Source organism: Dyadobacter bucti (assembly GCF_005869225.1).
Lineage (GTDB): Bacteria > Bacteroidota > Bacteroidia > Cytophagales > Spirosomataceae > Dyadobacter > Dyadobacter bucti.
Genome location: NZ_SWFP01000002.1, coordinates 70,359 through 84,541, shown reverse-complemented (window position 1 = coordinate 84,541; position 14,183 = coordinate 70,359). Strand labels below are relative to the sequence as shown.

The following is a 14,183-nucleotide window of genomic DNA, read 5'->3' as shown; positions in this document are numbered from 1 at the left end:
TACGTATATGTCTTTCGGTTAGCACTGGTTACAAATTTTCGGATAGCTTAGAGGAACCGTTTAGCAAATAAGCGGGGCATAGAGGTGGGCGGACGGTCACTTTAAATACGGGCAACTCTGTTTTTTTTCCGGTATAAAATATTATTCTGTCATGATCAGGTACGTTATTTTCTCGAAAAGCCTGGGTTTGATAGAATATAATTTCAATGCGATTATGCTAATAACGAATCAATTGATTAATTTTTAGGCACAATAGTGCATACCGGTGGCGACAGGCTTCCCGTAAAATTTCCGGAGGAGCTCTGATCTGATGACTTCCGAAAACCTGAAAATGATAGTACAGCAGGTTTGCAAAATTATGATTAGAGCTTGGTGAAGGTGGGTGGATTTGTTTATAGAAAGTTAATAAATACTTAACACGAATGATTGGATTATCGCAGAATTTTGCGGTTTGTCAGGTCTGGTGCCGTTAGAATTCCATTTTCTTTTTTCAATTATAACCCAATTTTTTAGCTCATGACTAAACTTGTCTACTTGGCCCGTCCGAGGCTGTTTTCGCAATTGTGTAGAAAACTAACCTGCCTTGGACTATTTTTGCTCATTTCACAACTGTCTATCGCTCAAAGTATTAGCGGGCAGGTGACTTCCGGTGACGACAATCTACCGCTTGCAGGGGTGAGCGTGGTAGCAAAAGGCACTACGAATGGGACTGTAACGGATTCCAACGGTAAGTATCAGTTAAATGCAGGTGGCAACAGCACCGTAGTTACGTTTTCATTTTTGGGTTATGTCTCTCAGGATGTAACGATCAGTGGCAAGTCTGTGATAGATGTTGTGCTTGCGCTGGATCAGAGGCAGTTGCAGGAAGTTGTAGTAACCGCTCTGGGTATCAAAAAAGATGTCCGCAAGCTTGGATACGCAGTGCAGGAACTGAAAGGCGAGAGCATTGTTACAGCCCGGGAAACAAATATCGTCAACCAGCTGGCCGGTAAGGTGGCGGGGGTGACTGTGGTCGGAAGCCCGTCCGGTATAGGCGGCTCGTCCAGGGTGACAATCCGGGGTGAAAGGTCTGTGGATTTGAATAAAAACCAGCCTTTGTATGTGATAGACGGTGTGCCGATCAGCAACTCGATCACCAGCGGATCTGGATCGGGCAACCTTGAAGTGGATTTTGGCAACGGTGCAAGCATGGTAAACCCCGATGATGTGGAAACGATGAGCGTTCTGAAAGGACCTGCTGCTGCGGCATTGTATGGTTCGAGAGCTGCCAACGGGGTTATTCTGATCACAACCAAGTCCGGTAAGGGAAACAAGGGGATCGGCGTTGAAGTGAACAGCAACCTTACTTTTGAAAGGGCGCTGAAACTGCCAGAATATCAGAATAAGTATGGACAGGGAAATGGAAACGGCGGTGATTTTGCTTTCGTGAACGGTGGAGGCGGCGGTCTTACCGACGGAACGGATGAAGGCTGGGGACCTGCTTTCAACGGCCAGAGCTACCCGCAATACAATTCTCCCCGTACGCTGAATGGCCAGGTGATACCTTTTACAGGCGGGGACCTGAACGCACCCGCCGGAAGCGTCATCACAGCTACGCCCTGGTTGCCTGATGTGGACGGTCTGAAAAACTTCTTACAGACTGGAAAAACGTTTACCAACAATGTGGCCCTTGTCGGCAGCAATGATCAGGGAAGTTTCAGGTTATCGTATACCAATCTGGATCAGACGGGTATCGTGCCCAACACGGATTTGAAAAGAAATACCGTTTCTGTAAGCGCAGGATATAACCTTACCAAGAAATTCTCTGCGAAAACTTACGTCAGTTACGTGAAAAGCGCTAGCGGTAACCGTCCTTCGATCAGCTACGGTACCGAGAGTATCATGTACCTGTTCAACTGCTGGTTGCCAAGGTCTGTGAATGTAGCGGACATGAAGCGTTTGTGGATGAACGGAGCTGAAAATCAACGTCAGTACAGCTGGAATTACAATTACCACGACAACCCGTACCTGACTGTGTTTGAAAACACAAACGGCCAGGACGTAAACCGGATCATTGGTAACGTTATTCTGAAATATGATTTTACGAGCTGGCTGAGCCTTCAGTTCCGTACAGCGACAGACTGGGGTAACGAGATCAGGAAATACAAACGTGCGTTCAGCACACAGCGTTTTCCGTTCGGGGAATATCGTGAAGTTAAAATCAATACGGAAGAGAGAAACTCGGATTTCCTGCTTAGTGCCAACAAAGACATCAGCAATGACCTGTCGTTCTCTGTAACCCTTGGCGGAAACCAGAACAGGCAGACTTCGTTCTACGATGAATCGACTGCCGGCCAGCTCAACCTTCCTGGAATCTACAACCTGACGAACTCACGGATCGCGCTGGTATCTTCGCAGTCTAATGTCGGCAAGCGTATCAATAGTATCTATGGTTCCGCAGCGCTTTCATTCCGCAATTATCTGTTTTTGGACATCACTGCAAGAAACGACTGGAGTAGCGCATTGACATTGCCACAAAACCTGAAAGCGTTCGGAACTGAAAACAACTCGTATTTCTATCCTTCGGCGGCTTTGAGCGCAGTATTATCCGACATGGTAAAGCTGCCTGAGGTAATTTCATTCGCCAAGCTGAGAGCAAGTGTGGCGCAGGTGGGTAACGATACCGATCCTTTCACATTTACACAGGCATTTAATCCGAGCACACCTTACGGAAGCTCACAGATCTACGGGGAAACAGACCGCCTTGCGAACCTGAACCTGAAACCGGAGATCAGTACCGCATTTGAATTGGGAGCGGACTTGAGATTTTTCAAAAACAGGGTAGGACTTGATTTTACTTTTTACCAGAGCCGCACCAAAAACCAGATCCTGCAGATACCTCTGTCCCTGACCACCGGGTATAACGGGCGGTATTTTAATGCGGGAGAGATCAAAAACTGGGGTTTTGAAACCATGCTGAATGTGACGCCGGTAGAAGTGAAAGATTTCAAATGGAATATCGCTGTTAACTTTTCGGCGAACAGAAGCAAGGTACTCGAACTTTCAGACGGCCTTTCCAACTTCGTGATGGCCAGTAAAGGTGTAAGCATCGAGGCGCGTGTGGGAGAAAGAATGGGAGATATGTACGGGATTGGATTTGCAAGGGTACAAAATACCAATAGCGCGTTGCCATACTACGAAGCAAGCGGGGCGAATGTCGGTAAAGTTGTGTACAGGGACGGAAGACCGGTACCGACTACTACCTTGCAGAAAATGGGAAATTACAATCCAGACTGGCTTGCAGGTATCTCCAACCAGTTTAGCTACAAAAATCTCCGTTTGAGCTTCCTGTTTGACGTACGTCAGGGAGGTGAATTGTATTCGCTTACACAAGTGGTTGGGCGCGAGGGTGGTATTATCACTGAAACCCTGGAAGGCCGTGCAGATGGTTATGATCTTTCAAAACCGGGCAATGGTGTGATCGGAGACGGTGTGATCCAGAATGCAGACGGATCTTTCAGTGCGAACCAGACGAAACTGGCTGCAAGAGCTTGGCATACTGCATTCACCGGCGGCCGCAACATTGCGGAAGGTGTTGTGTACGATGCATCTTTTGTGAAACTGAGAGAAGCGCAGCTGGGATATTCAATTCCCAACAAATGGCTGGGCCGTTCACCGATCAAAAACATCACAATTTCTGCCGTAGGACGCAATTTGTTCCTTTGGTCAAAAGTACCCCACGTGGATCCGGAGACGATGTCTTACAATGGCGGAACTGCATTGCCGGGTATCGAAACCATGTCGATCCCTTCCAGCAGAAGCTACGGCTTTAATGTGAGTTTCAAACTTTAATATTCTAATTTGACAACAATGAAAAAGCTACTTCCAATATATATTTTCTTGTTGGTAATCATTTCCGGAGGCGGGTGTACCAACGATTTTGAAGAGATCAATACCAACCGTAACGTCCCGAATGGTGTAACTCCAGACTTGCTCCTGGCCGGTGTGATTCGTAACATGGTCAACTCACAGGTGAACATGGCCTGGGGTATCGGCAACATCGTTGTGCAGCACCACGCCAAGATCCAGTTCGTGAACGAAGACCGTTACCTCTGGGGACAGCAGAATTCTGTCTGGGATAATGTTTATGGTAACATGCGTAACATCAAGAATATCCTTGATTATGTGGGCGAAGACAACGCGAATGGCTACCGTGGCGTGGCATTGGTCATGAAGTCGTGGATGTTCGGGCTGGCTACTGATTCTTACGGTGACATTCCATACACAGATGCTATCAAAGGCAAAACTGATGGCGTTTATCTTACCAAGTATGACACGCAGGAGTCTGTTTATGCGGGGATTCTTGCAGACCTTAAAACAGCCAATGAAATACTGGCGGGAAGTTCAACAGCCATAGGCGGTGACATTCTCTTTGGAGGAGGAGCCGGTTCGCTGATCAAATGGAGAAAGCTGGCCAATTCGCTTCGTATCCGTTACCTGATGCGTATTTCCAAGCAGAAGGATGTGAAAGCCGATTTACAGGCGATCGTCGGCGATCCTGCCAATAATCCGATTTTTGAAGGACTTGCTGACAATGCGGAATTGAAATACCTGGCATCGGCGCCAAATCAGTGGGCGTTGTATGGAAACAGGGTAGGTTCGTTTGACGAATTCCGTGTGAGTAAAACACTGAGCGATCGTCTTACGGCTCTGGGCGATCCCCGCCTGAACGTTTTCGGACGTGCTTCACAATCGTCTGTAACGGCTGGAAAACCGGTCATAGAAGGTATTCCAAACGGTTTGGGAGATGTTCCTGCACTTAACTATAACGGAGGTCCTCAGGGCGTTTCCAGAGTAGGATATACATTCGCGTGCCTGGTGTGCAATGATCCGGGCCAATCGCCTCCGGACCCTGCCGCTCCCCGTGGTATTATCATGAATTATCCTGAACTGCAGTTTACCTTGGCAGAAGCACGTGAAAAAGGATTGATCTCTACCGGTACTGCCGAAGAGTATTACCTGAACGGGATCAAAACCAACTTTGACTACTGGAAAAGTGTAGTTCCCGCTTCGTACGGGATCAACGTAACTCCAGCCGCTACATACTATACTCAGGCAGCGGTTGCTTACACTGGTACAACCCAGGAAAAACTGGCCAAAATAGGCTTACAGAAGTGGATCGCTTATTATTTCAACGGAACTGAGGCCTGGTTCGACTGGCGCCGCACAGGATTCCCGGAGATCATACCGGGACCAGACAACCTGAATGGTAACAAAGTGCCGGTGCGCTTCCCATATCCGCTTTCTGAGCAGTCGCTGAACACTGCCAGCAGGCAAGAGGCAGTTACCAGACAGGGTGCAGATGACCTCAATACAAGAACCTGGGTGGCAAAATAGATTCCTGACCAGGCAGATTTAGTTGCAACAAAGCCGGGCTACATTTCGTAACCCGGCTTTGTTGTTTTCTGGGAGGCTCAATGTGCTTCCAGCCAGTTGGCACCGACACCTATTCCTGTTTCCATTTTTACGGGAAGCTCAATTGCCGTACGCATCAGCTCGTCCACTTTCTCCTTCAACAACGGAATTTCATCCCTGTGCGCGTCGAACACAAGTTCATCATGCACCTGAAGGATCATTCGGGATTTCAGTTTTTCGTTGGCAATAAAATCGTGTATATTAATCATGGCAACTTTGATCATGTCCGCAGCTGAACCCTGGATCGGAGCATTGATCGCATTTCGTTCAGCATATCCGCGGTTGGTCTGGTTACGGGAATTAATGTCCGGCACATACCTTCTTCTGCCCAGAATGGTTTCCACGAATTCTTTTTCCCGGGCGTCATTGATGACGCGGTCCATATAACCTTTTACAGCCGGGAACTCTTCAAAATACGAGCGGATGATCTCCGCAGCTTCCGAGCGTGGAATGGCCAGCCGCTGGCTCAGACCGAAGGCCGAAATGCCGTATATGATACCAAAATTGACCATTTTAGACTTACGCCTCATATCCGAAGTCACCTCTTCAAGAGGTACTTTAAATACTTTGCTGGCAGTAGTAGCATGGATGTCGCGGCCCTGGTTAAAAGCTTCTATCATACTCGCGTCCCCGCTGAAAGCCGCCATGATCCGGAGTTCGATCTGGGAATAATCTGCCGAAAGGATCTGGAATTCTTCATTGTCGGGCACAAATGCTTTTCTGATTTCTCGTCCGCGCGGGGTACGTATCGGAATGTTCTGCAGGTTGGGATTCGTAGAGCTTAATCGCCCGGTGGCTGCCACAGCCTGATTGTAGGAAGTATGGATCCTGCCGGTACGTTTGCTGACCAGCGTGGGCAGCGCATCGACATAAGTGGATTTTAGTTTTTGCAGTTCTCTGTAGTCCAGTATTTTACGGGCTATGATGTGGTCGTTTTCCAGCTCGGATAAAATCTCCTCACCGGTAGCATATTGCCCGGTTTTGGTTTTTTTAGGCTTGTCAATGAGTTTCATTTGTTCAAAAAGCACCTCGCCGAGCTGTTTGGGAGAGCTGATGTTGAACGATTGGCCTGCTGCCTGATATATTTCAGATTCTGTCTGCCGCAGGTCTCCTTCTAGTACGTCGGACATCTCTTTCAGTGCCTGCGTGTCCAGCCTTACGCCTTTGTTCTCCATAGCTGCCAGTACTTTTAGAAGCGGCATTTCGACGGTCTGGAACAGCTTTTGGGCGTTTACTTTCGGAAGTTCTTGGATAAAGATATTATTGAGCTGCAAGGTAATGTCCGCATCTTCGCCGGCATACTGGGTAATTTCCGGAATTGCGACGTCACGCATGTTGCCCTGCTTTACGCCCTTTTTACCGATCAGGGAAGTGATTGACACAGGTTCGTAGTTCAGGTAGGATGCAGCCAGTATATCCATTCCGTGGCGTTTGTCCGGTTCCAGCAGATAATGGGCAAGCATCGTATCGCTTAATGTTCCGTTCACCTCAATGCCATAGTTTTTCAGTACCAGAATATCGTATTTGATGTTTTGTCCGATCTTGCCGATATTTTCATTTTCAAAAACTGCACGGAAATTCTCTACGATTTCCTGCGCCTTTTCCTTGTCAGCCGGTACAGGAATGTAAAAAGCTTCTCCCGGCAGGTAGGAAAACGAAAGTCCTACCATTTCTGCATCAATGGTATCAAGCGAAGTAGTTTCAGTGTCAAAGCAAAATGACTCCTGAATACTCAGATAATATGCGAGGCTTTTCAGCAACTCGGGCGTGTCCACAGTATGGTAACGGTGGAGCGTATTGTCAATCGTTCTTTTGGCAGTCGGGATTTGCCCTTCCAGATACCCCTGGTCGGCGGCATCGCTGTCGGCCAGACTTTCGCTGATCACGGCAGGTTGCTTACCGATTTCTTCCGTGGCATTTCCAAAAAGGTCGAGCTGGCCTTTGCTGTCGGAAGCTTTTGGTTTTGAACCGCCCGAAGGAGGCGTGATCTGGATAGGCTGGTGCATGGCCAGCACCCGCTGTCTCAGTGTTTTGAATTCTAGTTCGTCGAACAACGCGATGATCTTATCACTATTGGCCGGGCAGACCGTTAGGTCCTCGGCATCAAAAGGGACCGGCACTTTGGTATCGATGGTGGCCAGCTGCTTGCTGAGTATCGCTTTATCAAAATTTTCGCGGATCTTTTCTCCCAGCTTTCCTTTGATCTCGTCTGCGTGTGTGATCAGATTTTCAATGTTATCATATTCTGCGATCAGTTTTTGGGCGGTTTTTTCACCCACGCCGGGAATTCCCGGAATATTGTCCACAGCATCTCCCATGAGGCCCAGAATGTCGATCACCTGATCAATGCGTTTGATCTGCCAGCGTTCCAGGATTTCGGGAACACCGAGCTTTTCGGCCCCTTTTCCCATGAAAGCCGGCTTATACATGTACACATGTTCTTCCACGAGCTGCCCGTAATCCTTGTCGGGCGTCATCATAAAAACCTCAAATCCGGCTGTGGAAGCTTCCTTTGCAATGGTACCTATGATGTCGTCCGCCTCGTACCCATCAAGCACGAGAACAGGGATACACATGGCTTCCAGTAACCTTTTAACCAAGGGGATAGCAATTGTAATATCTTCGGGCTGCTCCTCCCGCTGTGCCTTGTACGCCTCATATTGAACGTGACGGAAAGTAGGGGCTGAGGTGTCAAAAGCGACGCCGATATGTGTCGGCTTCTCTTTTTGCAAAACTTCGAGCAGGGTATTTGTAAAGCCGAAAACCGCACTGGTGTTCAGTCCTTTAGATGTGATCCGGGGCGCTTTGATAAAGGCAAAATGGGCACGGTATATCAACGCCATGGCGTCAAGAAGGAACAACTTGTGAACGGGTTTATCCATAAGATCTTTTTGATTTAAGAAATCAAATATAGTGCAAGTAAAGCGATGAAATGGATTGTATCCGGATTTTTGTAGCTTTAAAGTTCAGTCATTTTTAATTACTTTAAATACATTTCATTCATTTTAAATGTTCATATCTTTTAGTATAGTTTATATGTCGTAATAGTATTGAAAACTGGAAACAAATAATACCTTTTATAAATACATTACATTTTAAATATATTGTAAACAGGCTGTATATGAGAATTTTTTTATTGATTTTTACTGTTGTTATTTTTTCGTGTAACCAAAACAAAGAAGTGAAAGAAGCATATCAATGGCCGGGTGCAACGCCGCCCGTAGCAGAAAAGAAAGACCATGAAACAGGAATGCATGGCGACAAACGAAACGATGAATATTATTGGATGGCTGATTTTTTCAGCAAAGGCCCCGACAGCAATAAGGTAGTGGACTACCTGAAAGCGGAAAATGCCTACACGGATACGATGATGAGCGGTACGGACAAGTTTCAGGAAAATCTGTTTGCTGAAATGAAAGGCCGCATCAAAGAAAAAGATGAGTCGGTGCCGGTGTTCAGCAATGGTTACTGGTATTATACCAGAAGCGAGGAGGGGCAGCAGTACTTTAAGTATTGCCGGAAAAAAGGTAGTCTGGACGCGCCGGAAATTGTTTTGCTGGATGTGGATAAAATGGCGGAAGGTCACCCTTATTATTCGGCAGTAGGCTTTAATGTCAGTCCCGATAACAAGCTGCTTGCTTACGGAGTGGATACCGTTTCGCGCCGGCAGTATACGATTTATATCAAAAACCTGGAAACGGGAGAAATATATGCGGACGCCGTTTTCCCGGCTTCCGGCGGCTCGGAGTGGGCTAACGATAACAAAACATTGTTTTACACCGCTACCAACCCCAAAACTTTGCTGAGCGAAAAGATCAAACGGCACACCCTGGGCACCGACAGCAAGAAGGATGTAGTGGTGTATACTGAGAAAGATAATAGCAACTACATTGGCGTAGGCAAAACAAAATCGGAAAAATTTATAATCATCGCATCCTCAGCGACCATGTCTTCCGAGTATCGCATTCTGGACGCCGACAAACCGGAGGGAGAATTTGAGGTTTTTCAGGCAAGAATGAAGGATGTGCTGTATGATATCGAGCATCAGAACGATAAATTCCTGATCGTGACCAATAAGGATGCACTGAATTTTAGATTGATGGAAACGCCATTGAACAAAACCGGTGTTGAGAACTGGAAAGAAGTAATCCCGACCAGAAAGGACGTTTTGCTGGAAGGAATCGATGTTTTCAAAGATTATCTGGTAGTTACAGAGCGTAAGAATGGCCTGCTTCAGCTACGCATCAGGAATATAAATACAAACTCGGAGCACTATGTGGACTTCGGGGAACCTGCTTATGCAGCTTACGCCGGGTCAAATCCTGAGTTCAACAGCACCAATCTCCGATACATTTATACATCGCTGACGACGCCGAATTCGGTGTATGATTACAACATGGAGACGAAAGCTAAGGAATTGAAAAAAAGGCAGGAAGTGGTAGGCGGATACGATCCCGAAGAATATGTTACCGAACGCCTGTACGCAACTTCTGCGGAGGGTTTGAAAATCCCTCTCTCCGTTGTTTATAAAAAAACAACTAAAAAAGATGCCGATACGCCTCTGTTGCTTTACGGATACGGCTCGTATGGAAACAGTCTTGACGCAGCATTCAGCAGTTCCAGGCTGAGTCTTCTGGATCGTGGGTTCGTATACGCTATTGCGCATATTCGCGGCGGGCAGGAAATGGGTCGCCAGTGGTATGAGGACGGCAAACTTTTCAAAAAGAAAAACACCTTCACTGACTTTATCGCCTGTGCGGAATACCTGATCAAGCAAAATTATACTTCTCCGGCGCATCTGTATGCGGAAGGCGGAAGTGCAGGCGGATTGCTGATGGGTGCTGTAACCAACTTACGGCCGGATCTGTGGAAAGGGATCATCGCGGACGTGCCGTTTGTAGATGTGGTTACTACCATGCTGGATGAAAGCATTCCATTGACAACTAATGAGTTTGATGAGTGGGGAAATCCTAAGAACAAAGATTCTTACGACTACATGAAATCGTATTCACCTTACGATAATGTAGAGAAAAAAGATTATCCCAATATGCTCGTAACCACAGGCCTTCACGACAGTCAGGTGCAGTATTTTGAGCCGGCCAAGTGGGTTGCGAGGTTGCGGACGCATAAGACGGACAAGAATGTATTGCTTTTGAGAACAAATATGGAATATGGTCATGGTGGCGCGTCGGGCAGGTTTGACTACCTGAAAGAAGTGGCGCTGCAATATGCGTTTCTTTTCGCGCTTGAGGGGATTAGTAAGTAGCGAGGCTCGTTGATGCCACTCCATCGGAGTTCACGGAGATCGAACTGCTGTATTTTTTTATAAAAATTTCAGCCCTTCGGGCTTTTGCGTGGCTACTGTTTGGATTTTTGTAGCACTGGAATCCCGAAGGGATGTTATTATTCTAGAATATAATCGCCTAAAACCAGAACGAATCCCGTGAGGGGTGACATTTGGTCCTTATGTCACTCCTTCGGAGTTCACGTAAATGGAACTGCGGTATTTTTATTATAAAAATTTCAGCCCTTCGGGCTTTCGCGTCTGTGCGGGTTTGGTAGCACTGGAATCCCGAAGGGATGTCATTATTCTAGAATATAATCGCCTAAAATAAGAACGAACCCGGTCAGGAGTGACATTGGTCCTTATGTCACTCCTTCGGAGTTCACGTAAATGGAACTGCGGTATTTTTTTATAAAAATTTCAGCCCTTCGCGCTTTCGCGTCTGTGCGGATTTGGTAGAACTGGAATCCCGAAGGGATGTTATTATTCTAGAATATAATCGCCTAAATAAGAACAAACCCGGTCAGGAGTGACATTGGTCCTTATGTCACTCCTTCGGAGTTCACGTAAATGGAACCGCTGTATTTTTTTATAAAAATTTCAGCCCTTCGGGCTTTTGCGTGGCTACTGTTTGGATTTTGCAGCACTGGAATCCCGAAGGGATGTTATTATTCTAGAATATAATCGCCTAAAACCAGAACGAACCCCGCGAGGGGTGACATTGTATGACCGATGCCACCCCTCACGGGGTTCACGTAAATTGAACCGTTTTATTTTTTTATAAAAATTTCAGCCCTTCGGGCTTTTGCGTGGCTACTGTTTGGATTTTGCAGCACTGGAATCCCGAAGGGATGTTATTATTCTAGAATATAATCGCCTAAAACCAGAACGAACCCCGCGAGGGGTGACATTGAATGACCAATGCCACCCCTCACGGGGTTCACGTAAATGGAATTGTTGTATTTTTTTATAAAAATTTCAGCCCTTCGGGCTTGTTGGCGTGACCCTTCAAATCTGTGCCAACGACGCTTCAATATCAGCTTTTATATCATCTATATGCTCAATTCCCAGCGAAATACGCAATTGGGTAGGCAGCACGCCAGCCGAGACCTGCTCAGCTTCCGACAGCTGCGAGTGCGTCGTGGAAGCCGGATGTATGATAAGGGTTTTTGCATCGCCTACATTGGCCAGGTTACTGATCAGTTTGAGATTATCTACAAAGCTTTCGGCGGATTTCTTGTCGCCCTTAACTGTAAACGACAACACGCCTCCAAAACCGCGTGTAAGGTATTTCTTGGCCAGGCCATGGTACTTGTTGCTTTCCAGGCCAATGTAGTTGACACTCTCCACTTTTGGATGCTGTTCCAGCCATTCCGCTAGTTTTTGAGCGTTTTCCGCTGTGCGCTCCACGCGAAGTGAAAGTGTTTCAAGGCCTTGCAGAAATAGAAATGAGTTAAAAGGCGATAATGCCGCACCCCAGTCGCGCAGACCTTCTACCCGTGCACGGATGATAAACTGAATGTTGCCAAATGGGCCGCCGATTCCGAAGACATCATTGAAAACCAGTCCGTGGTAGCTTGGTGAAGGCTCGGTAAACTGCGGGAATTTTCCGTTGCCCCAATTGTAGGTTCCCGCGTCGACGATCACACCGCCTATGGAAGTCCCGTGTCCGCCGATCCATTTCGTAGCCGATTGCACCACCACATGGGCACCATGTTTGATAGGCTGAAAAATAGCCCCTGCAGCACCGAAAGTATTATCCACGATCAGAGGCAGGTCATGCTTGGTAGCGAGGGCTGAAAACGCTTCAAAATCAGGAACGCTGTAACTTGGGTTGCCGATTGTTTCAAGATAGATAAACTTGGTTTTTTCGTCGATCAGTTTTTCGAAACTCGAAACATCGTCCCCGTCTGCAAATCTGGCTTCGACACCTATGTTTTTGAAAGAATTTTTGAACTGGTTATGCGAGCCTCCGTAAAGGAAAGATGTGGTCACAAAATTATCTCCGACTGTGGTAATGTTGTTGATCGCCAGAAATTGAGCAGAGTGCCCCGACGCTGTGGCCAGTGCCGCGACGCCGCCTTCCAGTGCTGCAATTCTTTTTTCAAAAACATCCGTAGTCGGGTTCATGATCCGGGTATAAATGTTCCCGAATTCCTTTAATGCAAAGAGATTTGCCGCATGTTCAGCGTTGTTAAAAACATACGAGGTGGTCTGATAAAGAGGGACTGCGCGCGAATTGGTCACAGGGTCCGGTTGTTGGCCGGCATGAAGTTGCAAGGTCTCAAATTTCATTTTTCATACGTTTAAGTGGACAACCCAAAAGTATTAAATAAAAAATATAAGGCATATAGAAATTGTATTCTTTTGCTCTAAATATATTTTTTATCATTTTACCGGTAAGGTACCTTTTGATTACTCCGCCATAGTATGTAAAAACGGCCTAAATGGCGACTTGTGGCACAGTGTCAGGTTTTTCCAGATTTTCTGCGATCTGCCGGATCAGCATTTTGATCGTATCTTTGAGCACCTGGGGTTCGCAGATCGTGGCGTTAGGTGCGATCATCATGTACCAGCGGGCAAACCACTCAATATGGCCGGTCAGGAACGACATTTCCACCTCGTCGCCCTCAACCGTCTCGGAGACAAATCCGTAGTAGTATTTTTGGTTTGAAACATACCTGGCGGCAGTTTTTTTCATCCTTATTCGGACGAGGCGCAGGTTTTGTCGTTCCCAGGAATCGGCCAGGAAATCCTTCAGCGGAGCATGCTGGTGTTGAAAGGGATTCTCGGTTACCTCGGCTTTGAGCATCCGGTCGCAGCGGAAATTGCGGTATGCCCTTCGCAAATAACAAAAAGCGATGGTATACCAGTAGTTGTTCTCATGGAATATGCCCACGGGTTCAATCAACCGATCGACTGGGCCGTCGGATGCAATCGCCACGTAATTGATTCGGACAATTTTTCGTTCGCTGATGCTTTTCAGCAGAATATCAAGTGCGTTGCTGTTGGGAGTTGGGAAAGGGTTATTGCTGTTTCGGACTGCGATGTGGTTTTCAAGATTCTCAACCATTGATTTTTCACTGCTGCGCAACACCGCCTTCACCTTGTACATCGCCGACTGGTACTGAGACTGGGTGGAAAAGTCCGTGAATTTCTCCATCAGCTTTTCGGCGGTGATAAATGTTCTCGCTTCTTCTTTCGTAAACATGACAGGAGGCAGGCGGTAGCCATCCATGATGGAATAGCCGACACCCGCCTCCCCGATAATAGGTACTCCCGCTTCCGCAAGCGAGCTGATATCTCTGTAAACGGTCCTCAGACTGATTTCAAACCGTTCGGCCAGGTCCTGGGCCTTTACGATCTTACGGGACTGAAGCTGAATTAATATCGCGGTGATGCGGTCAAAACGGTTCATTTTGTATCGGCGGCTAATGTTCGATAC

The 14,183-nt window shown here is 47.0% G+C and carries 6 protein-coding genes; 3 read left to right on the top strand and 3 right to left on the bottom strand.

The window, feature by feature from the left end; genetic code table 11:
• Window positions 1-516 precede the first annotated feature (516 nt).
• Window positions 517-3,831 carry a SusC/RagA family TonB-linked outer membrane protein gene (locus tag FBF61_RS05660; protein ID WP_138476238.1) on the top strand — a complete coding sequence of 1,105 codons (3,315 nt, stop codon included), beginning with the start codon at window positions 517-519 and terminating at the stop codon, window positions 3,829-3,831.
• An 18-nt stretch (window positions 3,832-3,849) separates the two neighbouring features.
• A complete protein-coding gene (locus FBF61_RS05655; RefSeq protein WP_138476237.1) occupies window positions 3,850-5,376 on the top strand; it encodes a SusD/RagB family nutrient-binding outer membrane lipoprotein in 1,527 nt (508 codons plus the stop codon).
• A 77-nt stretch (window positions 5,377-5,453) separates the two neighbouring features.
• Here the strand turns inward: FBF61_RS05655 and polA are convergent, their stop codons facing one another.
• A complete protein-coding gene (gene polA / locus FBF61_RS05650; RefSeq protein ID WP_138476236.1) occupies window positions 5,454-8,336 on the bottom strand; it encodes a DNA polymerase I in 2,883 nt (960 codons plus the stop codon).
• A 239-nt stretch (window positions 8,337-8,575) separates the two neighbouring features.
• Between polA and FBF61_RS05645 the strand changes: the two genes are divergently transcribed.
• On the top strand, window positions 8,576-10,720 hold the full coding sequence (locus FBF61_RS05645) for a S9 family peptidase (protein WP_138476235.1): 2,145 nt from the start codon (window positions 8,576-8,578) through the stop codon (window positions 10,718-10,720).
• Window positions 10,721-11,746: 1,026 nt separating this feature from the next.
• Here FBF61_RS05645 and FBF61_RS05640 read toward each other — a convergent pair.
• Both FBF61_RS05640 and FBF61_RS05635 read right to left on the bottom strand, forming a co-directional pair.
• Window positions 11,747-13,033: an O-acetylhomoserine aminocarboxypropyltransferase/cysteine synthase family protein gene (locus FBF61_RS05640; protein ID WP_138476234.1), complete on the bottom strand. Its 1,287-nt coding sequence runs from the start codon at window positions 13,031-13,033 to the stop codon at window positions 11,747-11,749.
• 148 nt (window positions 13,034-13,181) lie between these two features.
• Complete coding sequence (locus FBF61_RS05635; protein ID WP_138476233.1) at window positions 13,182-14,156, bottom strand: helix-turn-helix transcriptional regulator; 975 nt, start codon at window positions 14,154-14,156, stop codon at window positions 13,182-13,184.
• Between the last annotated feature and the right edge of the window lie 27 nt (window positions 14,157-14,183).

What these genes read in the sequence shown, in the direction of transcription:
- FBF61_RS05655 (WP_138476237.1), top strand. Translation starts at nt 3,850, where the DNA reads ATGAAAAAGCTACTTCCAATATATATTTTCTTGTTGGTAATCATTTCC.
- FBF61_RS05635 (WP_138476233.1), bottom strand. Translation starts at nt 14,156, where the DNA reads ATGAACCGTTTTGACCGCATCACCGCGATATTAATTCAGCTTCAGTCC.
- FBF61_RS05660 (WP_138476238.1), top strand. Translation starts at nt 517, where the DNA reads ATGACTAAACTTGTCTACTTGGCCCGTCCGAGGCTGTTTTCGCAATTG.
- FBF61_RS05645 (WP_138476235.1), top strand. Translation starts at nt 8,576, where the DNA reads ATGAGAATTTTTTTATTGATTTTTACTGTTGTTATTTTTTCGTGTAAC.
- FBF61_RS05640 (WP_138476234.1), bottom strand. Translation starts at nt 13,033, where the DNA reads ATGAAATTTGAGACCTTGCAACTTCATGCCGGCCAACAACCGGACCCT.
- polA (WP_138476236.1), bottom strand. Translation starts at nt 8,336, where the DNA reads ATGGATAAACCCGTTCACAAGTTGTTCCTTCTTGACGCCATGGCGTTG.